This is a genomic window from Citromicrobium bathyomarinum, assembly GCF_038594485.1.
Classification (GTDB): Bacteria; Pseudomonadota; Alphaproteobacteria; order Sphingomonadales; family Sphingomonadaceae; genus Alteriqipengyuania; species Alteriqipengyuania bathyomarina_A.
On record NZ_JBCFZG010000007.1, the window covers coordinates 16052 to 39939 of the forward strand.

Consider the following 23888-nt stretch of genomic DNA (forward strand, 5'->3'; position numbering starts at 1 on the left):
GGGCAAGCACATGGGGGAGCGTTGGCGAGAGAGATTTCCGGCGCTTCTTTCCATTGCCCTGCCCGTGCTGGTCGGGCTCGCCTACATGGCGACCGGCGGCGCGCCGCGCGCCTACCTGATCGTCAATAGTGGCGCGCTGATCCTCGCGGCGCTGGTCGTAATGATCGGCGTTCCGCAGTTCGGACAGGGGGCGCGCATCATTGCAGGCGTAGTTCTGCTCGCGCTGTTCGCGCTGCCCCTGCTGACCGGTCCCTCGATGAACGGAATCGCCCGCTGGCTGCCCATCGGCCCATTCATTCTCCATGCCGGAATGCTGACCATTCCCACCTTGGCGGTTCTCTCGGCCCGCGAAGAGCGGCTTGGTCCGCCCGCGCTGGCAGTGGCACTTCTGATCGCCCTCGCCCAACCCGATTTCGCCAGCGCCTTCGCGCTGATCGGCGGGGCCATCGGTGCCTATCAGGTGCGCAGCGACTGGCGGTTCGGACTGGTCGTGATCGGCGGGTTCATCATCGCCATTGCCGCCGCCTTGCACGGCGAGCTGCCTGCCGTGCCATTCGTCGAGCGGATCATTATCGACGCGCTGCCAACGGCTCCGCTGATGGCAGCACTGATTACGCTGTCGATTGCAGGTGCGGTGCTCATCATGCTTTTCGGGACCGGCCTGCCGCGTATCGCGCGCTATCCCACGGGCATGAGCCTGTTCGGCTTCTGGCTCGCCGCGCTGATATCGAACTACCCAACCCCGCTCGCCGGATATGGCGCGGCTGCGATTATCGGCTTCGCGCTGGCCCACGCGGTTGCCTTCGCCCTGCCCAATGCGGCAGAAGAGGGGGCATGAGCATCCCCCCCTTCCATCTCGCCTTTCCGGTTCACGATCTCGATATGGCGCGCAATTTCTATGGCGCGCTGCTCGGATGTTCGGAAGGTCGATCCGACCGCGACTGGGTCGATTTCGATTTCTACGGCCACCAGATCGTCGCGCATGTCGCACCCGCAGCGGTCGCCTCGCGCGGCGAGGATCGCAATGCGGTGGACGGCGAGGCGGTGCCGGTACCGCACTTCGGCGTAGTCCTGTCGATGGAGCAATGGCAGACGCTGGCCGACCGGCTGACCGACGCAGGGCTGCAATTCGTGATCGAACCGACCATCCGCTTCAAGGGCCAGCCGGGCGAGCAGGCAACCATGTTCTTCCGCGATCCGAGCGGCAATGCGCTGGAAATCAAGGCGATGGCCAACCCCGCTAACCTGTTCGCCAAAGGCTGAAGCCACACGCGATTGTGCCCGCGGTTCGAGATCGCTAGCAGCCTGCCATGCCCGTAGCCGAAGCAGCCGTAATCCTGACCCCCGTGCTCGACTGGCTCGACCTCGTCGGGGTCGCCGTCTTCGCGCTGTCGGGCGCGCTGATCGCCGCACGCGAACGGCAGACCTTCGTGACGATGGGCTTCTTCGCGCTGGTCACGGGCGTGGGCGGCGGAACGGTGCGCGATCTGCTGATCGATGCGCCGGTCTTCTGGGTGCGGCATCCCTGGTACGCAGCCGTGTGCATCGCCATGGCCGCGATCGTGTGGAACACACCGACCCGCTGGTGGCAGGGCAAGCTGTTCGACTACGCCGACGGCGTCGGGCTGGCGGCCTATTCGGTGCTCGGCGCGGCGAAGGCCATGAGCTACGGCCTGCCGCCCGTCTCGGCCACGATCATGGGCATCATCACCGGGACCGTCGGTGGCACGATCCGCGATGTCATTGCGGGCCGCCCGTCGATCCTCATGCGGCCCGAGCTTTATGTGACGGCAGCCGCCCTCTCGGCGACGCTGTGCAGCTTCGGGATGTGGCTGACCCAGCCTTACGGCGTCGACCACTGGACCGTCTGGGCGTTCGCCGCGCTGGCGGGGCTGGTGCTGCGAAGCGCGGCGATCCGCTATAACCTCGGCCTGCCGGCCTTCCACGAACGTGAGATGGCCAGCGACCGCGAGACCGAGATCGGTGCGGAGGCTGTCGCAGAGGCGATCGCACCGGAGAGCGACGGGATATTCTTCGAAGACGATGCGCTACCCGAAGAGGACGGCCCCCGAACCTGAGGTTCGAGAGCCGCGCAATCATCGGTCAGGGGGCCGGATCAATAGGGCTCCGCAGTGCCGTATCCGTCGTCCGATCCTTCATCGTAGTCTTCGTAGACTTGCCCCGGCACCGGCCCGCCGGGATAAGCTGGCTGGGCATTGCTGTCCGGCGTCGAGTAGCTGTCCGGCTGCGAATAAGGGTCACGCTGCGAATAGGTGTCGGAGCGGGCGCGGGCGTAGGTTTCGTCGGAATACTGGACGTCCGAGTATTCGGAGCTGGAATACTGCGGATCGCCGTAAGTCTGGCCGCCCGACTGGTACGTGACGCCGCCATAGCCATAGTCGACGTCGGAAACGCGGCCGTTGGCGGAAACCCGGCAGGAAAAGCTGTTCCCGCTCGCCAGCGTTCCGCTGACCGAATAGCCCGTGCGCGTGCGCCCGACATTGTCGACCGAGCCGACCCGCTCATCACGGCCCACCCGATTGACGCAAGCGTCCACCGCGCGATCGAAGTCGGCGTTGGACTGGTAGTCCTGATCGTAGCGATCGTCGCGCTTGTTGCTGCTGTCGACCGCCGAAGCGACCGCGAAGATTCCTCCGATGATCAACGCCCCGGCAATCACGTTGCCCGCATCGATCCCGTTGTCGCGGTGACGGCGGTAACGGCGGCCATGGTCGGCCTCGTCGGCCCCGTCGTTCAGGACGGTCCGGGCCGCGTAGGTCTTCGCCACCGGCGCGGCAGCGCGCGGAAGTTCGACCGCGTGGGCTGGAGAAATGGCCAGCGCGGCGACCGCGCAAGCGAGCGAGATTCTGGATAGCTGACGCATTCTTGTTGTTCTTTCCCGAAGAGAGAGCGCCTTATGCCCTCTCGCGACCATGAACGGGATTAGGCGGCCAGCCCTTTCGAAGGACTGAACCGCCTACCCCTGTCGCTCTGCCGGTTCCCCGGACGGAGCGTGACGAATTGAGAGCATCAAAGGCGATTCAGGCCACGGATGCCGTTGTAGTCGATGTCGACCACCCGGCCGCGACGGATCTCGCATTTGAAGCTGCCGCGATCGGTGCGGTTATTGTACCCGCGACGATTGTCGTATCCGCGATAGCCGCGACGCTGGTCGCGGTAGCCGCGCAGGCCATCGACTTCGATCCGGCCACGGATATTCCAGCCACGGCGGGTATCGCGCACGTTGCTGATGTCGACGACGTTGGCGTAGCGATAGCCGGCGCGACGCGCCTGGTTCTCTGCCACACGCACGCACTGGTCGATCGCGCCGCGCGGATTGCCGTTGTTGCGGTAGTAATCGTTGCGATAGCGGTCATTGCGACGATCGCGGCTCGATGCCGAAGCGATCGCGGCGATGCCGCCGATGATCAGCGCCCCGGCAATAACCTCGCCCGCGCTGATGCCGTCATTGTCGCGGTCGCGATAGCGCTGCGCTTCGGCAGGTGCGGCGGTGGTGAAGGCCATGGCACCCGCAGCAGCGGTGCACAGGGCGGCCTTGGTGAAGCTTTGCATGATTGTCTCCTCACTGTGGTGCCGAGCGCCATTGCCCGAACACCAACTGTTTTAGAGACCGCGCGGTGAGGTGTGACTGAATTGCGGCGAAAGCCGTTGTTAATACAAAGCGCCACAAATCTGAACGGCGAAATCGGCAGAATTGCGCCAGTTGACAGAGGTTTTGTCGCAGAATCCGCTCCGCAATGAGTGCGAGCTGGGGTGTCGCCGAAACGATCGTTAATCCCCGTTAAGCAAAACGAATCACCGGCTCGCGAGGTACGTCTTGTTCGGGAAAGAGGGCAGAGCATGGTGCCCCGCCCTCATTTCTTGCCTGACTATTCCTCGAGCTTGAGCCCGGTGAACGCGGCGAGGAAGGCGAGCACATCGGCCGCTTCCTCGATCGCCTTGTCGGTCGGCTTGCCCGAACCGTGGCCCGCGCGGGTCTCGATCCGGATCAGCTGCGGCTTGTCGCCCAGGTCCGCAGCCTGCAGCGCGGCGGTGTACTTGAAGCTGTGCCCCGGAACCACACGGTCGTCGGTATCCGCCGTGGTCACCAGCAGCGCGGGGTAATCCACCCCGGAGCGGATGTTGTGATAGGGCGAATAGGCGCGCAGCACCTTCCAGTCGGCTTCCTTGCTGGGGTAACCATAGTCGTCGACCCAGTACCGACCGGCGGTGAACTGATCGAAGCGCAGCATGTCCATCACGCCCACGGCAGCATTGCCAGCTGCGAACAGATCGGGCCGCTGGTTGGCCACCGCGCCGATCAGCAGGCCGCCGTTCGATCCACCCTGGATCGCGAGGCCGTCCTCGGGCGTGATGCCCTGGTCGATCAGGTATTCACCCGCCGCGATGAAATCGTCGAACACGTTCTGCTTGTTGTTCAGCCGACCGGCATCGTGCCAGGCCTTGCCGTATTCGCCGCCGCCACGGATGTTGGCGACCGCGTAGGCGCCGCCCGCTTCCATCCATGCAAGGCGAGACGGACTGAACCCCGGCGTGAGGCTGATGTTGAACCCCCCATAGCCGTAAAGCAGCGTCGGCACGGCTTCGCCGCTTTCGGCGACCGCCTTGCTGCGCACCAGGAACATCGGAACGCGCGTGCCGTCCTTCGACGTGTAGAACTTCTGTTCGACCACGAAATCGTCCGGGTCGAACGACACTTCGGGCTGCGCCCACACGGTGCTTTCCCCGGTCGCGACATCGTAGCGATAGATCGTCGAGGGGCGGTTATAGGAGGAGAAGGCGTAGAACGTTTCAGTCTCGTCCGGCTCGCCCCCGAAACCGCCTGCACTGCCGATGCCGGGCAGTTCGACCTCCCCCTGCGGCGTTCCGTCGAGCCCGAAGACCTCGATCTTGCTCTTGGCGTCGACCAGGTAGCTGGCGATCAGCTTGCCCCCGACCAGCGAGACCCCATCGAGCGTCTGCTCGCTTTCGGGGATCACCGTATGCCACATCGGGTCGTTTGTCGTGATGTCGGTCTTCACCACCTTCTTGAGCGGTGCGCCGTCATTGGTAACGAAGTAGAATTCATTGCCGATATTGCCGACGTAGCTGAAGTTGTTCTCGAACCCGGGCACCAGCGTCATCGGCTCGGCGTCGGGGTACTCGCGATCGATCAGCGTGACTTCGTAGCGGTCGTCGGTTCCGCTCGAACTCGTCACCACCAGATAACGACCGTCATCGCTCACCTGTGCGCCATGATTGAGATCGGGCTGGTCATCGGTCGAATAGACCAGCTCGTCCGCGCTCTGATCGGTGCCCAGCTTGTGGAAGTAGACCCGGTGGTTCTTGTTGAGCGCCTGGAAGGTCTCGCCCTCCCCCGTCGCCGGAAAGCGGCTGTAGTAGAACCCGCTGCCGTCCTTCGCCCAGTCGAGCCCGGAGAATTTCACCCACTCGACCGTGTCGTCCAGCACCTCACCGGTGGCGACGTCCAGCACCTTCACCGTGCGCCAGTCGCTGCCGCCATCCTGGATCAGGTAGGCGAGCTTTTCGCCATCCTCGGTGATCGTGTAGCCCGCCAGCGCGGTCGCGTCGTCTTCCGACCACTCGTTCGGATCGATCAGTACCCGTGCCTCCCCGTCGAGGCCGTCGCGGACATAGAGAACGCTCTGGTTCTGCAATCCGTCGTTGCGCGAATAGAAGTACCGGCCCCCCTTCTCGGTCGGCAGGCCGAAGCGTTCGTAATCGGTCAGTTCGGTAATGCGCGCCTTGAGCGCGTCGCGCCCCGGCAGCTTGGCCAGGAAGGCATCCGTCACCGCATTTTCGCTGGCGACCCACGCGGCCACTTCCTCGTCGGTGCGAACGTCGTTTTCGAGCCAGCGGTACGGATCGGCGACTTCCTCGCCGAAGGGCGTTTCGACGACATCGCCAGTGCGGGTTTCGGGATAGTCGGGGGCGGTCAAATCCTGTCCTTGTGCGGCTGCGGGAATGGCGGCGGCGACCAGCGCGGTGGCGGCACCTGTGAGAAGGGTGTTGCGGAACATGGGCGGAGTCCTCTCGTCCTGAGCAATGTTCGGGAAAATGCGTCCCCGTTATCTAGCCCAAGAGCGGCGAGGTGCAACTGGCGCCCGCCGCAGCCGTCCGCCTTCGACGAAAAAATGGGGCCGCACGCCTCGCACGGCGGCGGCCCCTTCGACCTGTGTCGAGCTGGTATCAGTTACCCGGCGGGATCATACCGTCGATGACGTACACCACGCCATTGGAGGCGGGCACCGCGAGCTTGGTCAGCTTCGGAGCGTCATCGCCCGATCCAATCCGCACCTCACCATCCACCCTGCGGATGTCGATCGGCTGATCGGCTACGCTGGCGAGCTGGATCGACCCGCCATTGGCGTCGAGCGCCGCCTCGAGATCTTCGCGCGTGATAGCCCCTACGGCGATATGACGCCGCAGGATCGCGATCAGCTCCGGCCTGCCTTCTTCGGTGCCCAGCAGTTCGAGGTCTTCCTTCGGAAGCTTCGCGAAGGCCTGATTGTCGGGCAGGAACACGGTGTAGGCCCCCGCACCGTCGAAAGGATCCTTGAGACCGGCTTTCTCGATCAGGTTGTAGGCCGTCGAGACCTCGTCGATCTTGGCGACCGTGGCGTTGAGCGAGGCATCGCCGGCTTCCTGCGTACTGGTGACGGAGGCATCGGCGGTGTCCGCGTCGCCGCAGGCGCAAAGCGTGAGGGCCACGGCCAAGACGGCGAGCGTCGGTGCGAATGTTTTCTTCATGGATACCTTCACGTCAGGAGTTCGATGGCAGCTGCGACGAGGCGCGTTTTGGGGTCGACCTGATAGACGTAGCCATCGCTGTAGCGATACATCGCATCCGGCCCATCGCGATACTGGCTGCGATAGGCATAAGGCACGTTGTACACATCGTATCCGCGCGGCAGCGGCTGACCTACGGTGATGTCGTCACCGGTCAGCAGGGCGGCGATACCGAGGATACGGTGATCCTGCGGGTCGACCGAAAACAGCGTGCGGTCCGCATAGTAGTACCTGTTGTCCGCGTTCTGACCGAAATAATTGCCGTAGTACGACGGGGCGCGATAATCGTCGTAGGCGCTGGGCCACTGGTTCCCACCGAACAGCGCACCGCCCACCAGCGGGATCAGCGCATCAATGACGCCGTTCTGCGGTCGATAGGCATAACCGTCGTAGTACCGCCAGTCGTCGCCCGCCAGACGCGGGTAGGATGAGCCGAAATAGCCAGCGAAGCGATCGCGCGTCAGCTTCTTGGCCTGCCCCGGGGGCATGCAGCCATTGTTCTTCTTCGCGAGGCCGGGCGGACACCAGTTCTCCACGGGGCGTGCATCCCGATCATAGCGCGAGAGAACACGGCGCGCATCCTCACCGGCGACAGCGCCGGCAACATCGCGCAACACGCGCGCATCCTGCGCGTCGTCCCGACGATCGGCCCGTCGTTCGACCTCGCGCTGGATCTGCTTTTGTGCCTTCTCTACGTCGGGCCTGCCATTGCCCTTGTCGTTGGCGCGCATGGCCACGGGCGGACCGCCGTTGCCGTTACCGGCTCGAGCACCCTTATCCTTGCCCGGCCCCTTTTCCTTGTCCGGCCCCTTGTCGGGTTTGGCCTTGGCGGCAGCTCCGTTTCCGTGCCCCTTCCCCTGACCATTCCCATGGCCGTTGGACTGGGCGATGGCCGGCATGGAAAGCGCGAGCGCGAGGGCGCCGGTCGCTGCGATTACAATTCGCATAGCTATTCTCCTTGGCCCGACTAACCCGTTCGCCATCCGTCGGGTTCCCACGCCTGCCACTCTCGCACATGCGAAAAGGGCCGCAGGATTGCTCCTGCGGCCCCTCCGATTTTCACTGTGCGACCGCGCGCTTACGCGTCGTCGTATTCGTCTTCCTCGGTCATCACCGGGCCCGAATCCTGGCCCTTGGCGTCTTCGTCGCGATCGACGAATTCGATGATCGCGAGCTGCGCGCTGTCGCTGGCGCGGTAGCCGGCCTTGATGATGCGCGTGTAACCGCCGTCACGATCCGAATAACGCTCTGCCAGAACGTCGAACAGCTTCTTCAGCTGCGTTTCGTCCTGCAGGCGGCTCATCGCGAGGCGACGGTTGGAAAGGCCGCCACGCTTCGAGAGCGTGATCAGCTTTTCGATGTAGGGGCGCAGTTCCTTCGCCTTGGGCAGCGTGGTGAGGATCTGTTCGTGCTTGATCAGCGCGGCCGACATGTTGCGGAACATGGCGGTGCGGTGGCCCGACTTGCGGCCAAGTTTACGCTGCGAAATACCGTGACGCATATTCTATTCTCCGTTCGTAAGGGGCCCGTACGAGGTAGCCCGGTACGGGCCGGAATTGCGGGTCCGGCCCATTCCCGTTGCGAGGTCGATTAGCCCAGCAGCTCCTGTTCGAGCTTCTTGGCCATTTCCTCGATGTTCTCCGGCGGCCAGCCCGGGATGTCCATCCCGAGGCGCAGGCCCATGCTGGAAAGCACTTCCTTGATCTCGTTGAGCGACTTGCGGCCGAAGTTCGGCGTGCGCAGCATCTCGGCTTCGGTCTTCTGGACCAGATCGCCGATATAGATGATGTTGTCGTTCTTGAGGCAGTTGGCCGAACGGACCGACAGTTCCAGCTCGTCGACCTTCTTGAGAAGGTAACGGTTGAGCTGGTTGGCGTCCGATTCCTGCGGTTCGGCAGCCATCCCGATCATCGGGCTGGAAGGCTGCGGAATGCCATCTTCGAAGTGGACGAACAGGGTCAGCTGGTCCTGCAGGATGCGCGCGGCATACGCCACCGCGTCTTCAGGGGTGACGGTGCCGTCGGTTTCGATGGTCAGGTTCAGCTTGTCGTAGTCCAGTTCCTGGCCCACGCGCGCATTCTCGACCTTGTAGCTCACCTGCTTGATCGGCGAGTAAAGCGAATCGACCGGGATCAGGCCGATCGGCGCGTCGGCCGGGCGGTTCTGCACGGCGGGGACGTAGCCCTTGCCGGTATCCGCGGTCAGTTCCATGTTCAGCGTCGCGCCTTCGTCGAGCTGGCAGATCACGAGATCCTTGTTGAGGATTTCGATGTCGCCCGAGACGGCGATGTCGCCTGCCTTCACCGCGCCAGGACCGGTCGCGGAAAGCTGCAGCCGCTTGGGGCCTTCGCCTTCCATCTTGATCGCGATCTGCTTCACATTGAGGACGATGTCGGTCACGTCTTCGCGCACGCCGGCAAGCGAGCTGAACTCGTGCAGCACGTTCTCGATCTTGATCGAGGTGATCGCAGCGCCCTGAAGCGAGGAGAGCAGCACACGACGCAGCGCGTTGCCCAGCGTCAGGCCGAAACCGCGTTCGAGCGGTTCGGCAACGAAGGTGGCCTTGCGCTTCTTGTCGCTGCCGGTGTCCTTCAGTTCGAGCGAGGTGGGCTTTTTAAGTTCCTGCCAGTTCTTGGTGTTGACGGCCATGGATGTCCCCTAGGAATTCAAGATCGGCTGGGCCCGGAGCGCTGCGGAGGTGAAGCGCGACGGGCCCGTAGGTTGTCGGCGGAGGGAACGGCTCCCACCGCCGGGCAGGATCGGGTCAGACGCGACGCCGCTTCGACGGCCGAACCCCGTTGTGCGGGATCGGCGTGACGTCGCGGATGCTGGTGATGGTGAAACCCACCGCCTGCAGCGCACGCAGCGCGCTTTCACGGCCCGAACCGGGGCCCTTTACTTCGACTTCCAGCGTGCGGACGCCATGTTCCGCCGCCTTCTTGCCGGCGTCGTCTGCGGCGACCTGCGCGGCGTAGGGAGTCGACTTGCGGCTACCCTTGAAACCCATCATGCCCGCGCTAGACCAGCTGATCGCATTGCCCTGCGCATCGGTGATGGTGATCATGGTGTTGTTGAAGCTGGCGTTCACGTGCGCGACGCCGCTGGAGATGTTTTTCCGCTCGCGGCGCCGAATGCGGCCTGGTTCGCGTGCCATTATATGTTCCCCTTAAGGAAAAAAGATCAAAAGAGCCGAAGTGAAGCGCTGTTCGCGCGCTTACTTCTTCTTGCCCGCGATGGGCTTCGCCTTACCCTTGCGGGTGCGCGCATTGGTGTGCGTGCGCTGGCCGCGAACGGGCAGACCGGCGCGATGACGCAGGCCGCGATAGGACCGCAGGTCCATCAGTCGCTTGATGTTCATCGCGGTCTGACGGCGGAGGTCGCCCTCAACCGAATACTCTTCGTCGATCGTTTCACGGATGCGGAGGATTTCCTCATCGGTGAGGTCCTGCACGCGGGTCTTGTGATCGATGCCGAGCTTGTCGGCGATCTGAACCGCGGTGGTGCGTCCAATTCCGTGAATATAGGTAAGCGCGATGATCACGCGCTTGTTGGTGGGGATGTTAATCCCGGCAATACGAGCCACTTACTTCTCCATGCTCCACAGGGAAAACCCGACCTTCGCAGGCGGACGCCCCTATCTCATCGCTAGTTTCATCGACCCGATACGCCAGCATCATTGGTGACGGACAAAAACCGGCAGGCGATGAAACCAGGCCGGTGATGCGCCGGAAATGCGCCAATGATTCTGGTATGCATTGGGTCGGACGAACGGCGCACATAAGCGGCAGACGCCGCAGCGTCAACAGCTGCGCGCAAATAATCGCGCTGGCCATCAAAAAGCCAGCGCCCGATCATTCGAACTAGGGGAATCTACCCCGGAGCATCTCCGCTGTCAAAGCGGACACGCATCCTTTTTCCCCGTGCCGCTCCATCGCGGGACGAATTCGCGGCTTAGCGCCCCTTGCCGAGCCCCGTGACCGGCGTCTCTTCATCGGGTGCCTGTCCAAACGCCTCGTCGAACTTGCTCGACTTCTCGTCCTCGGGGTCGGCCTCTTCGATCACACCGCCGACGGCCTCCGCCAGGCCCAGTGCCTGTTCGCCAATCACCGCGTCGACCGCCTTGGAGATCGTGTCGATCTCGAACCGCATGGTCCCGCCGACCACGTATTCCCAGACAACCTGCGCGCCGATCACTTTGCCCTTTTTACCCGGGTCTTCGATCGGTTGCAGGGTGATCGTCAGCACACCATCGACCGGCTCGCTCTGCAGCGGGCCGAGCGCGCCGCGCATCCGCAGGACCTTTCGCGGCACGGCCTGCACCACGACCATGTGCTGGACGCTGCCCTGCAGGCCGAAGGTGTCGGCGCCTTTATCTTCGGCCGGAATGGTCTCGCAAAAGCATCCGCCCGCCTGCGGGGTGAGCGTCATGTTCGCCGCATCGCCGGACCAGGTATGCCTGTCGTTCCACCAGTCGCCGGGCGCGATCAGCGCGAGCCAGACATCCTTGGGCTGAGCGGCAATGTCGAGCGTACTGCGAACCACGAAGTGCGTGTCGGATTGCTCGACTACCTCGGCCTGCGCAGCGGCGGGCATGAGGATCGGCGTCGCCAGCAGAGCGGCTACTGCCATGGCGGTGCGGATCATCGGACGGCTCCTCATCAAAGACAGCGCCACGCTATTCCACGCTCGCCCGGGAAAGCAAATCCTCAGTCGTCGAGGAGTGCGTCGATGCTGTCGGTGACGTCCTCGATCGAGGCCATTCCGTCGACTCTCGCGACTAGTCCGCGCTCTTCGTAGAACGGCAGGATCGGCGCGGTCTCGGATCGGTAGACCTGCATCCGGTGGCGCACGGTTTCCTCGTTATCGTCGGGCCGACGCTTGAACTCGGTGCTGCCACACTTGTCGCACACGCCTTCCTTGGCAGGCGTCTTGTGGCGGTCGTGATAACCGGCTCCGCATACGGCGCAGGTAAAGCGACCGGTGATGCGATCGACCAGAGCATCCTCGTCGACCTGAAGTTCGACCACGCGGTCGAGCTTGCGGCCATGCTTTGCGAGAAGCTGATCGAGCGCTTCGGCCTGCGCACGGGTGCGCGGATAGCCGTCGAAGATTGCGCCCGTCTCTGCGGGCATCGCTTCCAGCTCTGCGTCGATCAGGTCGGAGACGATCTCGTCGGAGACGAGTTCGCCACGGTCCATGACTTCCTTGGCTTTCAGCCCGACGGGCGTTTGCGCCTTCACCGCTGCGCGCAGCATGTCTCCGGTCGAAAGCTGGCGCATGCCATGCTCTTCGACCAGACGGTGCGCCTGCGTGCCTTTGCCTGCCCCCGGTGGGCCGAGAAGAATGATGTTCATGGCCATCCCCTTGCCACGCTGAGAAATTAGCGCAACCGGCCCTTGAGCTTGGCCTTCTTGATAAGGTCACCGTACTGGTGGGCCAGCAGGTGCGACTGGATCTGGCTGATGGTATCGACGGTCACGTTGACGACGATCAGCAGGCTGGTGCCGCCCAGGAACAGCGGAATCCCTGTCTGTGCGATCATGTATTCGGGCAGGCAGCACACCAGCGTAAGGTATGCCGCGCCGACCACGGTGATGCGCGTCAGCACATAATCAAGGTATTCCGCCGTGCGCTTGCCGGGGCGAATACCGGGAATGAAGCCGCCATTTTTCTTCAGGTTATCCGCAGTTTCCTCCGGGTTGAACACAACCGCGGTGTAGAAGAAGCAGAAGAACACGATCAGGATCGCATAGAGCGCCATGTAGAGCGGCTGCCCGTGCTGCAGGTAGAAGTTCAGCGTGGTAATCACGCCGCCAATCGTGCTGCTGGGATCGACCGAGCTGCCCGCGAACTGGCTGATCGTCAGCGGCAGCAGCAGCAGCGAGCTGGCGAAGATCGGCGGGATCACCCCTGCGGTGTTGATCTTGAGCGGCAGGTGGCTGCGATCCGCCTGCATCATGCCGCGCTGGGTGGCGCGCTTGGGATACTGGATCAGCAGGCGCCGCTGCGCACGCTCCATGAAGCTGATGAACAGGATCAGGCCGACGATCATGGCGATGAAGCCGATGATCACGACCGCACTGATCGCCCCGGTCCGCCCGCCTTCAAACATATTGCTGACGAAGCTGGGGAACTGGGCGACGATGCCCGCCATAATGATGAGCGAGACGCCGTTGCCGATACCGCGTGCCGTGATCTGCTCACCGATCCACAGCAGCAGCATGGTGCCGCCGACCAGACTGATGACCGCGCCGATGCGGAACATGTAGCCTGGGTCCACGACCGCCTGCAGACCGCTCTGCGCGCCGTAGCTTTCCAGGCCGGTGGCGAGGAAATAGCCCTGGATCACGCACAGGAACACCGCGCCGTAGCGGGTGTACTGGTTGAGCTTCTGGCGGCCGGTGGCGCCTTCCTTCTTCAGCGCCATCAGCGTCGGGTGCAGGGCCGAAGCCATCTGCACCACGATCGAGGCGGTGATGTAGGGCATCACGCCGAGCGCGATGAGACTCATGCGCTCAAGGCTGCCGCCCGAGAATGTATTGAACAGGTCGAGCACGCCGCCGCGCGTCTGATCGTACAGATCGCCGAGGATCTGGGGATTGACCCCGGGCAGCGGGACGAAGCTCAAGAACCGGAAGACGACCAGCGCAACGATCGTGAACCAGATACGCTGGCGCAGTTCGGTCGCCTTGGAAAAGTTCGCAAGGCTCAGATTGGAGGCGAGATTATCGGCGCGTGATGCCATGGGAAAATATTGATCCTGCAAATTCGACCGGGCACTCCCGGCTGCCGCAGTGACAGATAGGTGTCACGGGCGCGGTTGTCGAACCCCCGCGCCCGATTACCTGAATCAGGCCTTCGAGCCTGCTTCCTTGTTCGTCTTGGTGCGAGCAGCCTTCTTCTCGTGCTCGGGCTGCGCAGCGGGGATCACGTCCACCTTGCCGCCAGCCTTTTCGACCGCTTCGATCGCGCCCTTGCTGGCGCCGGCAACGACGAAGGTCGCCTTGGTGGTCAGTTCACCCTTGCCGAGCAGGCGGACGCCGTCCTTGCCGCCGCGCGCAAGACCGGCGGCCTTGAGTGCTGCGTGATCGATGTCCTTCTTGGCGTCGAGCTTCTTCGCGTCGATGAACTTCTGGACCATGCCCAGGTTCACTTCGGCGTAGTCCTTGCCGAACGGGTTGTTGAAGCCGCGCTTCGGGATTCGCATGTGCAGCGGCATCTGGCCGCCTTCGAAGCCCTTGATTGCCACGCCTTCGCGGGCCTTCTGGCCCTTCTGGCCGCGTGCTGCGGTCTTGCCCTTGCCCGAACCGATCCCCCGGCCCACGCGTATGCGGGATTTGCGGGCGCCTTCGTTGTCGCGGATGTCGTTGAGATTAATTGCCATGATGCACTCGCTTTCGCTTTTCTTCGCGCTGATAAAAATGGAAGCGGCCCGCTACTATGAGCGGGCCGCCGCCGTCAATTCCTGTCGAGAAGGCGCTTAGCCCTCGACCACCTCGACCATGTGCGGCAGCTTTGCGATCGCGCCGCGCACTTCGGGGGTGTCTTCCAGTTCGACCACCCGGTGCATCTTGCCCAGGCCAAGGCCGATCAGGATTTTCTTCTGGCTTTCCGGCCGCCGGATGGGCGAACCGATCTGCTTGAGCTTGATCTTAGCCATCGGTGATTACTCCACTACAGCCGCGGCATCCGCCTCGGCTTCGGCTGCGCTCGCGCCGCCACGGGCCAGCAGATCGGCGACCTTCTTGCCGCGACGCTGAGCCACCGCCTTGGGCGAGCTCTGATCCAGCAACGCATCGAAGGTGGCACGGATCATGTTGTACGGGTTGGACGTACCGACCGACTTGGTCACGACGTCGGCAACACCCAGGCTTTCGAACACGGCGCGCATCGGCCCGCCGGCGATGATGCCGGTACCCGGAGGCGCGCTGCGCACGGTCACCTTGCCGGCACCGAAGCGGCCCTTGCCGTCGTGGTGCAGCGTGCGACCTTCCTTGAGCGCGACGCGGATCATGTGCTTGCGCGCAGCGGCCGAAGCCTTGCTGATAGCCTCGGGCACTTCGCGGGCCTTGCCGTGGCCGAAGCCGACGCGGCCCTGGCCGTCGCCAACCACCACGAGCGCGGCGAAGCCAAAGCGCTTACCGCCCTTCACCGTCTTCGAGACGCGGTTGATGTGAACCAGCTTCTCGATGATGCCGTCGTCTTCTTCCTCGCGCTTGCCGCGACGATCGTCACGACCGCGACCACGACCGCGGCCACCGTCACGGCCACCGCCGCGATTGTCGCCACCACGGCCACCACGGCCACCGCGGGGCTGGCCCTCGGCACCCTGCGCGGGGCTCTGGTTGTCGGCCGCCTCGGAAGGAGTATCGGCAACCGCCGGCTCTTCCTTGGTCACCGCATGCTCGGTCTGCGCTTCGGCCTTGACCTCTTCGGTCTTCGCCTCGGCTTCGGGAGCCGCGTTGTCTTCGGTCTTCTTGTCGTCAGCCATCATCAGAACTCCAGCCCGCCTTCGCGAGCGGCATCGGCCAGCGCCTTGACGCGGCCATGGAACAGGAACCCGCCGCGATCGAACACGACCGTGGTGACGCCCGCCTTCTTGGCGGCGTCGGCGATGTTCGAGCCAACCGTCTTGGCGGCGTCGATATTCGCAGTCGTGCCCTTCACGCCCAGCGTCGAAGCGCTGGCAAGCGTCTTGCCCGCCGCATCGTCGATGATCTGGGCGTAGATGTGCTTGCCCGTGCGGTGAACCGACAGGCGCGGCTTGCCACCGGCGTGCTTGCGCAGCGCGGTGCGCACGCGCTGGCGGCGGCGTTCAAAGAGAGAAAGCTTTGCCATCTTACTTCTTCTTCCCTTCCTTGCGGAAGATATACTCGCCCTGGTACTTGATGCCCTTGCCCTTGTACGGCTCGGGCTTGCGCCAGCGGCGGATTTCTGCGGCGAACTGGCCGACGGACTGCTTGTCGATCCCGGAAATGATGACCGTGGTCTGATCGGGCGTCGTCACCGTCAGGCCTTCGGGCACATCGAGGTCGACATCGTGCGAATAGCCGAGCTGAAGCTTCAGCTTCTTGCCCTGAGACTGTGCACGATAACCGACGCCGGTGATCTGGAGAGTCTTGGTGAAACCCTCGGTCACGCCTTCGACCAGGTTCGAAACCATCGTGCGCTGCATGCCCCAGTGGCTGCGTGCGGGCTTGGTATCGTTGACCGGGTCGACCGCGATCTTGCCGTCTTCCAGCTTGTACGAAACGAGGTCCGACAGGCCCATGGTCAGGGTGCCCTTGGGACCCTTTACCGACAGGATGCCATCGTCGATCTTGGCCTCGACCCCACTGGGGATCTCGACCGGACGTTTACCAATGCGGCTCATCAGAACACCTCCGCCAGCACTTCGCCACCGACGTTCTGGCTGCGTGCTTCTGCGTCGGAAAGCACGCCGCGCGGCGTCGAGACGATCGTGATGCCGAGGCCGTTGCGCACCGTCGGCAGCTCACGGCTGGCCGAATAGATGCGCCGTCCCGGCTTGGACACGCGGGCGACATGCTTGATCGCAGGTTCGCCTTCGAAATATTTCAGTTCGATCCGCAGCGCCTTGTGCTTGCCGCTCTCGTCTTCCGAATAGCCACGGATGTAGCCTTCGCGCTGGAGAACTTCGAGCACGTTCGCACGCAGCTTGGACGCCGGCGTCAGGACCGAGTCCTTCTTCGCCTGCTGGCCGTTGCGGATGCGGGTGAGCATATCACCCAAGGGATCTGTCATCGCCATGATTGTATCCTCACCAGCTCGACTTGGTCAGACCGGGAATCAGGCCCTTGTTGCCCAGATTCCGCAGTTCGATGCGGTTGATGCCGAACTTGCGATAATAGCCGCGCGGGCGGCCGGTGGTGGAACAGCGGTTGCGCACCCGGGTCGGGTTCGCGTTGCGCGGCAGTTCGGCCATCTTGAGCCGGGCCATCAGGCGCTCGGTCTCGTCGGCGTCCTTGTCGTCCGCGATAGCTTTCAGCTTCGCGTACTTGTCCGCGTACTTCTTGACGAGAGCCTTGCGCTTCTCGTTCTTATTGATGGAACTCAGTTTCGCCATTGGACTTAAGCTCTCCTCAGGCGGCTTACGCCGCCTCCTTCTCTTCGTCGGCCTTTGCTTCGGCCGGGAACGGGAAACCGAACAGGCGCAGCAGCTCGCGCGCTTCTTCGTCGGTCTTCGCGGTGGTGGTCACAATGATATCCATGCCCCGGACCTTTTCGATCTGGTCATAGGAAATCTCGGGGAAGATGATCTGCTCTTTCAGGCCCATGGCGTAGTTGCCACGGCCGTCGAAGCTCTTCGGGTTCAGGCCACGGAAGTCGCGGATACGCGGCATCGCAACCGTCACCAGACGATCGAGAAATTCGTACATCCGGTCGCGGCGCAGATTGACCTTGCAGCCGATCGGCATGCCGTCGCGCAGCTTGAACTGTGCGATCGACTTCTTGGCTTTGGTGATGACGGGCTTCTGGCCCGCGATCAGCGCCATTTCCTCGGCTGCGGTCTGGACCTTCTTCTTGTCCTGGCTCGCCTCGCCCACACCCATGTTGAGCGTGATCTTCTCGAGCTTGGGGACCTGAAGACGGTTGGTGTAACCGAACTTCTCGGTCATGGCCTTGACGATTTCGTCCTCGTACTTGGCCTTCATGCGGGGCTTGTAATCAGCCATCGATGGTCTCCCCGGATTTTGCGGCAACGCGCACCTTCTTGCCGTCACGCTCTTCGATGCGCACGCGGGTGGGCTTACCGTCCTTGGGATCGGCGACCGCAACCTTCGCGATGTGCATCGGCGCTTCATAGCGATCGATGCCGCCCTGCGGATTGGTCTGCGACGGCTTGCGGTGACGGGCGATCATGTTGACGCCTTCCACCACGACCTTGCCGTCCTTCGGCAGGACCTTGGCGACCGTACCGGTCTTGCCTTTGTCCTTGCCCGAAAGCACGACGACGCTGTCGCCCTTCTTGATCTTGGCCATGCCCATTACAGCACCTCCGGAGCAAGCGAGATGATCTTCATGAAGCCGCGGCCGCGCAGTTCGCGCACCACCGGGCCGAAGATACGGGTGCCGATCGGCTCCTCGCTCTTGTTGACCAGCACCGCAGCGTTGGAATCGAAGCGGATCACGCTGCCATCGGGGCGGCGCACATCCTTCTTGGTGCGAACGATCACCGCACGGTGCACGTCGCCCTTCTTCACTTTCGCACGCGGCTGGGCTTCCTTAACGGAAACCACGATCACGTCACCGACGCTCGCGAACCGGCGCTTGGAGCCGCCCAGTACCTTGATGCACTGGACGCGCTTTGCGCCGCTGTTATCCGCGACGTCGAGATTGGACTGCATCTGGATCATCGATCCGGTTCCTTCTCAATGGCTTGCCGAGACACGTGCCCGGCAGTTCCTAAAACGTCTTACTTGTTGCTCGCGCCTTCGACGTCGAGGTCGGCTTCCACCGCCTGTACGCCACCGGCAACCACCCGGTCCTTCACGGCCCAGGTCTTGGTCTTCGAGATCGGCTTGGTTTCCTCGATCCGCACGACGTCGCCGAGTTCGTACTCGTTCGCTTCGTCATGGGCGTGGTACTTCTTCGAACGACGGATGATCTTCCCGTAAAGCGGGTGCTTCACCTTGCGTTCGACCAGCACGGTCACGGTCTTGTCGGTCTTGTTGGAGGTGACCGTACCGATAAGAATACGCTTGGGCATGGTCTGCTCCTTAAGCCTTCGATTTCGCGGCGGCGGCGCGAGTGCGCTCGGTCTGCAGCGTCTTGATGCGCGCGATCGTGCGGCGAACTTCCTGGACGCGAGCGGGACGCTCGAGCTGGTTGGTCGCAGCCTGAAAACGCAGGTTGAACGCTTCGCGCTTGAGCTCGGTAAGCTCGGCGGTCAGCTGGTCGTCGTTCTTGGCGCGGAGATCTTCGGTGGTGCTCACTTATTCGCCTTTCAGATGCGACTGGTCGCCGAGCCGCGCGACAACCTTAGTCTTGATTGGCAGCTTCATGGCGGCACGTTCGAACGCTTCGGCGGCCAGCGGACCGGACACACCGTCAAGTTCGAACAGGATGCGGCCCGGCTTCACGCGCGCAGCCCAGTATTCGACCGAGCCCTTGCCCTTACCCTGCCGGACTTCGGCAGGCTTCTTCGACACGGGCACGTCGGGGAACACGCGGATCCAGAGGCGTCCCTGGCGCTTCATGTGACGCGTGATCGCACGGCGAGCGGCCTCGATCTGGCGGGCGGTGATACGCTCCGGCTCCAGCGCCTTCAGCCCGTAAGAGCCGAAGTTGAGTTCGTTACCGCCCTTGGCATTGCCCTTGATCCGGCCCTTGAAGGCCTTGCGGTATTTGGTTCGTTTCGGTTGCAGCATGGTTCTTTCCTAATCCTGCAATCAGCGCGCCGGCCGTACGCCGGAAGTCTGCGCTTCCATCATCAGGCGGTCCTGCGCGGTCGGATCGTGGGCGAGGATCTCGCCCTTGAAGATCCAGCACTTGATGCCGATGATCCCGTAGGCGGTCAGTGCCTCGGCTTCGGCATAATCGACATTGGCGCGCAGCGTGTGGAGCGGAACGCGGCCTTCGCGATACCATTCCACGCGGGCGATTTCGGCACCGCCCAGACGGCCACCACAGGTGATCCGGATCCCTTCGGCACCCAGACGCAGCGCGGACTGCACGGCGCGCTTCATCGCACGGCGGAAAGCCACGCGGCGAACCAGCTGATCGGCAATGCCCTGCGCGACGAGCTTGGCGTCGATTTCCGGCTTGCGGATCTCGACGATGTTCAGCTTCACTTCGCTTTCGGTCATCTTCGAAAGCTTGGTGCGCAGCTTCTCGATGTCCGCGCCCTTCTTGCCGATGATGACACCGGGGCGCGCAGCGTAGATCGAGATGCGGCACAGCTTGGCCGGACGCTCGATCACCACCTTCGAAATCGCGGCCTGCGGCAGCGAGTTCACGATGTACTTGCGGATCTCGATGTCTTCCTTGAGCAGCTTGGCATAGTCACGCCCTTCGGCGTACCAGCGGCTGTCCCAGGTGCGGTTGATCTGCAGGCGCAGACCGATCGGATTGCTCTTCTGACCCATCTTACGCTTCCTCGACTTCGCGCACGACGATGCGCAGGCGGCTGAAGGGCTTCAGGATGCGGGTCGACTTGCCGCGACCGCGCGTGTGAAACCGCTTCATCGTGATCGACTTGCCCACGCTCGCTTCGGCGACGACCAGTGCGTCGACGTCGAGATCGTGGTTGTTCTCGGCATTGGCGATCGCGGAGGCGAGCACCTTGCTCGCGTCCTTGGCCATTGCCTTCTTCGAGAAGGCGAGGATGTTCAACGCATCTTCGGCCTTCTTGCCGCGGATCAGCTCGGCAACGAGGTTCAGCTTCTGGGCCGACCCACGGATCGTGGTGCCGACGGCCAGCGCCTCGTTATCGGCGACGCGACGCGGAGCTTTCTGCTTGCTCATCAGCGCTTGCCCTTCTTGTCTGCGGCGTGACCCGGGAAGGTGCGCGTGGGCGCGAATTCACCGAGCTTGTGGCCGACCATCTCTTCCGAGACGGACACGGGAATGAACTTGTGGCCGTTGTAGACGTTGAACGTCAGCCCAACGAACTGCGGCAGGATGGTGGAGCGGCGCGACCAGGTCTTGATCGGCGCGGTGCTGGTCTTTTCCTGTGCGTCCTCGGCCTTCTTGAGAAGGCTGAGTTCCACGAACGGACCTTTCCAAACGGAACGTGCCATCTTCGCTTACCTCTTCTTCTTCGCGTGGCGCGAACGGATGATCATCTTGTCCGTCTGCTTGTTCTTGCGAGTGCGCGCACCCTTGGTCGGCTTGCCCCACGGGGTCACCGGATGGCGGCCACCGCTGGTCTTGCCTTCACCACCGCCGTGGGGGTGATCGACCGGGTTCTTTGCAACACCGCGAGTAAGCGGACGACGGCCCTTCCAGCGGATGCGGCCCGCCTTGCCGAAGTTCTGGTTCTGGTTGTCCGGGTTCGAAACCGCACCAACCGTACCCATGCAATCGGCGCGCAGGTAACGCTGCTCGCCCGAGTTCAGGCGCACGATAACCATGCCACGGTCACGACCGACCAGCTGCACGTACGCACCTGCCGAACGGGCGATCTGCCCGCCCTTGCCCGGCTTCATCTCCACATTGTGGATGATGGTGCCGACCGGCATGTTGCCCAGCGGCATCGCATTGCCCGGCTTGGTGTCGACGCGTTCGCCGGCAATCACCTTGTCGCCAACACCGAGGCGCTGCGGCGCGATGATGTAGGCCAGTTCTTCGTCGGCGTACTTGATCAGCGCGATGAAGGCGGTGCGGTTGGGATCGTATTCGATCCGCTCGACAGTGCCTTCCACGTCCCACTTGCGGCGCTTGAAGTCGATGTAACGATACTTCTGCTTGTGACCGCCCGCGATACCGCGGCTGGTGACGTGACCCTTGTTGTTGCGTCCGCCCGTCTTGCGCTGGCCTTCGGTAAGCGCCTTGACCGGCTTGCCCTTGTAGAGCCCGGACTTGTCGACCAGGATCAGGCCACGACGGGCCGGGCTGGTCGGTTTGTAATTCTTGAGTGCCATTTCTCTCTAGCCCCTCAGATGCCGCTCGTGACGTCGATCGAATCGCCGTCCTTCAAAGTCACGATCGCCTTCTTCACGTCGGTGCGCTTGTAGGGCTTGCCCTTCCAGCGCTTGGTCTTGCCCTTGGTGACAATGGTGTTCACCCCGGTGACCTTGACGTCGAACAGCGCTTCCACGGCGTCGCGGATCTGCGGCTTGCTTGCGTCGTTGGCGACCTTGAACACCACCGCGTTGTGCTCGCTCGCAAGCGTGCTCTTCTCGGTGATGTGCGGCGCCAGGATCACATCGTAATGCCGCGCGTCGATTGCTTCTTTCTTAGCCATTGAAGCGCGCCTCCAGCTTTTCGACCGCGTCCTTTGTGAGGACCAGCGTGTCGTGCTTCAGGATGTCGTAGACGTTGGCACCCATCGCCGGCATCACGTTGATGCCGGGCAGGTTGCCGGCTGCCAGACGGAAGCTGTCGTTCACGGCGTCGCCGTCGATGAACAGCACCTTGCCGTTGTAACCCGCCTTGTCGAACTGGCCCTTGAGAGCCTTCGTCTTGGGGTCCTTCAGCTCGAGGCTGTCGACCACGACCAGGCCATCCTTGGCCTTGCTCGACAGCGCCATGCGCAGGCCGAGCGAGCGGATCTTCTTGTTCAGCGAAGGATCGAAGTCACGCTTGCGCGCACCGTGAGCCTTACCACCGCCGATGAAGATCGGAGCGCCGCGATCGCCGTGGCGAGCGCCGCCCGAACCCTTCTGGCGACCGAACTTCTTGCCGGTGCGCGCCACATCCGAACGCTCACGCGTCGGGCGGGCCGTCGCACGGCGCTTTTCCAGCTGCCACGTGACGACACGGTGAAGGATGTCGGCGCGCGGCTCGACACCGAACACGGCATCGTTGAGCTCGATTTCGCCAGCCTTACCGCCGTCGATTTTCTGTACCGCGATCTTCACGATCAGGACTCCTTGCCTTCGTCGGTGCCTTCGGCGTCAGCCCCGGCATCCTGCTGCTGCATCAGCTTTTCCTGCTGCTCGGGCGTCACGTCGGTGTGCACTTCGTGCTCCGCCGCGCTCTCGACCAGGCCGGCGTCGGCTTCCACATGCTCGATCTCGTCGGCGTTGCGACGCATCGCACCGGGGAACGGCGCATCTTCGGGCATCGGGAACTTAACCGCGTCGGCGACCAGCATCCAGCTGTTCTTCGCACCGGGCACCGAGCCCTTCACGAACAGCAGACCGCGATCGGAGTCCGTACGGACGATTTCGAGGTTCTGCTGGGTGCGCTGACGGTCGCCCATGTGGCCGGCCATCTTCTTGTTCTTGAAGACACGCCCCGGATCCTGGCGGTTACCGGTCGAACCATGCGAGCGGTGCGACAGCGAGACGCCGTGCGTTGCCCGCAGACCGCCGAAATTCCAGCGCTTCATGGCGCCGGCAAAGCCCTTGCCCTGCGTGTAACCGGTCACGTCGACCTTCTGGCCGGCGATGAAGTGATCGGCAGTGATCGTCGCGCCGACGGGAAGGAGACCTTCCTCGTTCTCGACGCGGAATTCCGCCACCTTCATCTTCAGGCCAACTTCCGCCTTCGCGAAAGCTTCGCGCTGCGGCTTGTTGACGTTCTTCTGCTTCGCTTCGCCCGAACCGACCTGGACGGACCAGTAGCCGTCACGGTCAGCGGTGCGGTTGGCAGTGACCTGGCACCCTTCCAGAGCGAGAAGGGTCACGGGCACGTGCCGGCCATCCTCCTGGAACAGGCGGGTCATCCCGACCTTCTTGGCGATTACGCCAGTGCGCATCGTAAAACTCCTAAAACAGAGGCACCCCGGCCCATCCGAGGTGCGTGACGGGCCGCTCTTTCAAACGACCCCAGCCCGAGTTGTGATGCATCGCCCCGCCCGGGCTGATTGCACTCCCCGTTAAAGAGGAGCGCGAGACGGGAGACGCAGCCCGGAGCAAGCTCCGGCGGTATCTCTATGTCTTGCCGGAACTTGCGAACCGGCGGGGCCATGGAGCGCCCCGAAACTTCCCCGCCCTGTTAACGTCCGGCGGGAGGACGGAAATCCTGCGGCTTAGGCCAGCTTGATTTCGACATTCACGCCAGCAGCCAGATCGAGCTTCATCAGCGCGTCGACGGTCTGGGCGTTGGGCTGCACGATATCGAGCAGCCGCTTGTAGGTGCGCACCTCGAACTGCTCGCGCGACTTCTTGTCGATGTGCGGGCCGCGGTTCACGGTGAACTTCTCGATGCGCGTCGGCAGGGGAATAGGTCCACGGATGAGCGCGCCGGTGCGGCGTGCAGTATCCGCGATCTCGCCAGTTGCCTGGTCGAGCACGCGGTGATCGAAGGCCTTGAGGCGAATACGGATATTCTGTGCGTCCATGTCCTAGTCTACCGATGCGAAAGAGCCGAGAAAGGCCCCACTCCCTCCAGAGGGAGCCCTTCCAAAAAAATAAAGAACCGCCCCACCAAACCGAAGTTTTCGGTGAGGG

37 protein-coding genes are annotated in these 23888 nt (G+C 63.2%); 3 read left to right on the forward strand and 34 right to left on the reverse strand.

All coding sequences use genetic code 11. The features are described from left to right. Positions 1-10: 10 nt before the first annotated feature. From AAG591_RS12470 to AAG591_RS12480, 3 genes are read left to right on the forward strand one after another with little or no spacing between them, the layout of a single operon-like run. A complete protein-coding gene (locus AAG591_RS12470) occupies positions 11-838 on the forward strand; it encodes a hypothetical protein (protein WP_342531684.1) in 828 nt (275 codons plus the stop codon). Then, entirely contained in the window at positions 835-1263 is a 429-nt protein-coding gene (locus tag AAG591_RS12475; protein WP_342531685.1) for a VOC family protein, read from the forward strand. Before AAG591_RS12470 ends, AAG591_RS12475 begins: the two co-directional genes overlap by 4 nt. A 47-nt stretch (positions 1264-1310) precedes the next feature. Then, positions 1311-2078, forward strand: a complete 768-nt coding sequence (locus AAG591_RS12480) for a trimeric intracellular cation channel family protein (RefSeq protein WP_342531686.1) — start codon at positions 1311-1313, stop codon at positions 2076-2078. A 38-nt stretch (positions 2079-2116) separates the two neighbouring features. Here the strand turns inward: AAG591_RS12480 and AAG591_RS12485 are convergent, their stop codons facing one another. From AAG591_RS12485 to rpsJ, 34 genes are all read right to left on the reverse strand, one after another. Beyond that, the gene (locus AAG591_RS12485) at positions 2117-2884 is read right to left on the reverse strand and encodes a hypothetical protein (protein ID WP_342531687.1); all 768 of its coding nucleotides are present in this window, start codon (positions 2882-2884) and stop codon (positions 2117-2119) included. Between the two features lie 146 nt (positions 2885-3030). Continuing rightward, positions 3031-3573, reverse strand: coding sequence for a hypothetical protein (locus AAG591_RS12490; RefSeq protein ID WP_342531688.1), 543 nt, complete (start codon positions 3571-3573; stop codon positions 3031-3033). Positions 3574-3890: 317 nt separating this feature from the next. Then, positions 3891-6041 carry a prolyl oligopeptidase family serine peptidase gene (locus AAG591_RS12495; protein ID WP_342531689.1) on the reverse strand — a complete coding sequence of 717 codons (2151 nt, stop codon included), beginning with the start codon at positions 6039-6041 and terminating at the stop codon, positions 3891-3893. Between the two features lie 169 nt (positions 6042-6210). Then, positions 6211-6771 carry a fasciclin domain-containing protein gene (locus AAG591_RS12500; protein ID WP_342531690.1) on the reverse strand — a complete coding sequence of 187 codons (561 nt, stop codon included), beginning with the start codon at positions 6769-6771 and terminating at the stop codon, positions 6211-6213. 8 nt (positions 6772-6779) lie between these two features. Further along, entirely contained in the window at positions 6780-7757 is a 978-nt protein-coding gene (locus tag AAG591_RS12505; protein ID WP_342531692.1) for a hypothetical protein, read from the reverse strand. A 131-nt stretch (positions 7758-7888) separates the two neighbouring features. Next, a complete protein-coding gene (gene rplQ, locus AAG591_RS12510) occupies positions 7889-8311 on the reverse strand; it encodes a 50S ribosomal protein L17 (RefSeq protein ID WP_342531693.1) in 423 nt (140 codons plus the stop codon). Positions 8312-8400: 89 nt separating this feature from the next. Then, positions 8401-9459: a DNA-directed RNA polymerase subunit alpha gene (locus AAG591_RS12515; RefSeq protein WP_342531695.1), complete on the reverse strand. Its 1059-nt coding sequence runs from the start codon at positions 9457-9459 to the stop codon at positions 8401-8403. Between the two features lie 115 nt (positions 9460-9574). Next, the gene (gene rpsK, locus AAG591_RS12520) at positions 9575-9964 is read right to left on the reverse strand and encodes a 30S ribosomal protein S11 (protein ID WP_010234721.1); all 390 of its coding nucleotides are present in this window, start codon (positions 9962-9964) and stop codon (positions 9575-9577) included. Positions 9965-10024: 60 nt separating this feature from the next. Continuing rightward, positions 10025-10393 carry a 30S ribosomal protein S13 gene (rpsM, locus tag AAG591_RS12525; protein WP_342531696.1) on the reverse strand — a complete coding sequence of 123 codons (369 nt, stop codon included), beginning with the start codon at positions 10391-10393 and terminating at the stop codon, positions 10025-10027. Between the two features lie 68 nt (positions 10394-10461). Then, on the reverse strand, positions 10462-10665 hold the full coding sequence (locus AAG591_RS12530; protein ID WP_342531697.1) for a hypothetical protein: 204 nt from the start codon (positions 10663-10665) through the stop codon (positions 10462-10464). Between the two features lie 96 nt (positions 10666-10761). Further along, positions 10762-11454 (reverse strand): SRPBCC family protein, encoded by a 693-nt coding sequence (locus tag AAG591_RS12535; protein WP_342531698.1) that lies wholly within the window; start codon positions 11452-11454, stop codon positions 10762-10764. Positions 11455-11516: 62 nt separating this feature from the next. Next, positions 11517-12164 carry an adenylate kinase gene (locus AAG591_RS12540; RefSeq protein WP_342531699.1) on the reverse strand — a complete coding sequence of 216 codons (648 nt, stop codon included), beginning with the start codon at positions 12162-12164 and terminating at the stop codon, positions 11517-11519. Between the two features lie 26 nt (positions 12165-12190). Beyond that, entirely contained in the window at positions 12191-13555 is a 1365-nt protein-coding gene (secY, locus tag AAG591_RS12545) for a preprotein translocase subunit SecY (protein ID WP_342531701.1), read from the reverse strand. 105 nt (positions 13556-13660) lie between these two features. Further along, positions 13661-14188, reverse strand: a complete 528-nt coding sequence (gene rplO, locus AAG591_RS12550; RefSeq protein ID WP_342531750.1) for a 50S ribosomal protein L15 — start codon at positions 14186-14188, stop codon at positions 13661-13663. 102 nt (positions 14189-14290) lie between these two features. Next, positions 14291-14470 carry a 50S ribosomal protein L30 gene (gene rpmD / locus AAG591_RS12555; protein ID WP_010234707.1) on the reverse strand — a complete coding sequence of 60 codons (180 nt, stop codon included), beginning with the start codon at positions 14468-14470 and terminating at the stop codon, positions 14291-14293. Between the two features lie 6 nt (positions 14471-14476). Beyond that, positions 14477-15304 (reverse strand): 30S ribosomal protein S5, encoded by an 828-nt coding sequence (rpsE, locus tag AAG591_RS12560; protein ID WP_342531703.1) that lies wholly within the window; start codon positions 15302-15304, stop codon positions 14477-14479. Then, entirely contained in the window at positions 15304-15648 is a 345-nt protein-coding gene (rplR, locus tag AAG591_RS12565; protein ID WP_342531704.1) for a 50S ribosomal protein L18, read from the reverse strand. The genes rpsE and rplR overlap by 1 nt, the downstream gene beginning before the upstream one ends. A 1-nt stretch (position 15649) precedes the next feature. Beyond that, a complete protein-coding gene (gene rplF / locus AAG591_RS12570; RefSeq protein WP_342531705.1) occupies positions 15650-16183 on the reverse strand; it encodes a 50S ribosomal protein L6 in 534 nt (177 codons plus the stop codon). Further along, the gene (gene rpsH, locus AAG591_RS12575; protein ID WP_342531706.1) at positions 16183-16578 is read right to left on the reverse strand and encodes a 30S ribosomal protein S8; all 396 of its coding nucleotides are present in this window, start codon (positions 16576-16578) and stop codon (positions 16183-16185) included. Before rpsH ends, rplF begins: the two co-directional genes overlap by 1 nt. A 10-nt stretch (positions 16579-16588) precedes the next feature. Next, positions 16589-16894, reverse strand: coding sequence for a 30S ribosomal protein S14 (gene rpsN, locus AAG591_RS12580; RefSeq protein ID WP_342531707.1), 306 nt, complete (start codon positions 16892-16894; stop codon positions 16589-16591). Positions 16895-16919: 25 nt separating this feature from the next. Beyond that, the gene (gene rplE / locus AAG591_RS12585) at positions 16920-17504 is read right to left on the reverse strand and encodes a 50S ribosomal protein L5 (RefSeq protein WP_342531709.1); all 585 of its coding nucleotides are present in this window, start codon (positions 17502-17504) and stop codon (positions 16920-16922) included. Beyond that, complete coding sequence (gene rplX, locus AAG591_RS12590; RefSeq protein WP_342531711.1) at positions 17497-17817, reverse strand: 50S ribosomal protein L24; 321 nt, start codon at positions 17815-17817, stop codon at positions 17497-17499. The genes rplE and rplX overlap by 8 nt, the downstream gene beginning before the upstream one ends. After that, a complete protein-coding gene (gene rplN / locus AAG591_RS12595; RefSeq protein ID WP_010411138.1) occupies positions 17817-18185 on the reverse strand; it encodes a 50S ribosomal protein L14 in 369 nt (122 codons plus the stop codon). The genes rplX and rplN overlap by 1 nt, the downstream gene beginning before the upstream one ends. Before the next feature lie 59 nt (positions 18186-18244). After that, positions 18245-18538, reverse strand: coding sequence for a 30S ribosomal protein S17 (rpsQ, locus tag AAG591_RS12600; RefSeq protein WP_342531712.1), 294 nt, complete (start codon positions 18536-18538; stop codon positions 18245-18247). A gap of 10 nt (positions 18539-18548) precedes the next feature. Then, complete coding sequence (rpmC, locus tag AAG591_RS12605; protein WP_342531714.1) at positions 18549-18764, reverse strand: 50S ribosomal protein L29; 216 nt, start codon at positions 18762-18764, stop codon at positions 18549-18551. Beyond that, positions 18765-19199, reverse strand: coding sequence for a 50S ribosomal protein L16 (gene rplP / locus AAG591_RS12610; protein WP_342531715.1), 435 nt, complete (start codon positions 19197-19199; stop codon positions 18765-18767). It abuts the gene before it with no gap. A 21-nt stretch (positions 19200-19220) separates the two neighbouring features. Beyond that, complete coding sequence (gene rpsC, locus AAG591_RS12615; RefSeq protein ID WP_342531717.1) at positions 19221-19916, reverse strand: 30S ribosomal protein S3; 696 nt, start codon at positions 19914-19916, stop codon at positions 19221-19223. Between the two features lies 1 nt (position 19917). After that, entirely contained in the window at positions 19918-20295 is a 378-nt protein-coding gene (gene rplV / locus AAG591_RS12620) for a 50S ribosomal protein L22 (protein ID WP_342531718.1), read from the reverse strand. Then, positions 20295-20570: a 30S ribosomal protein S19 gene (gene rpsS, locus AAG591_RS12625; RefSeq protein ID WP_115493175.1), complete on the reverse strand. Its 276-nt coding sequence runs from the start codon at positions 20568-20570 to the stop codon at positions 20295-20297. The genes rplV and rpsS overlap by 1 nt, the downstream gene beginning before the upstream one ends. Positions 20571-20576: 6 nt before the next feature. Continuing rightward, entirely contained in the window at positions 20577-21413 is an 837-nt protein-coding gene (gene rplB / locus AAG591_RS12630) for a 50S ribosomal protein L2 (protein WP_342531719.1), read from the reverse strand. Positions 21414-21427: 14 nt separating this feature from the next. Further along, a complete protein-coding gene (locus AAG591_RS12635) occupies positions 21428-21736 on the reverse strand; it encodes a 50S ribosomal protein L23 (RefSeq protein ID WP_342531720.1) in 309 nt (102 codons plus the stop codon). Next, entirely contained in the window at positions 21729-22352 is a 624-nt protein-coding gene (rplD, locus tag AAG591_RS12640) for a 50S ribosomal protein L4 (RefSeq protein ID WP_342531722.1), read from the reverse strand. The genes AAG591_RS12635 and rplD overlap by 8 nt, the downstream gene beginning before the upstream one ends. 2 nt (positions 22353-22354) lie before the next feature. Continuing rightward, positions 22355-23194, reverse strand: coding sequence for a 50S ribosomal protein L3 (gene rplC / locus AAG591_RS12645; protein ID WP_342531723.1), 840 nt, complete (start codon positions 23192-23194; stop codon positions 22355-22357). A 273-nt stretch (positions 23195-23467) separates the two neighbouring features. Continuing rightward, positions 23468-23779 (reverse strand): 30S ribosomal protein S10, encoded by a 312-nt coding sequence (gene rpsJ, locus AAG591_RS12650; protein WP_010234663.1) that lies wholly within the window; start codon positions 23777-23779, stop codon positions 23468-23470. Between the last annotated feature and the right edge of the window lie 109 nt (positions 23780-23888).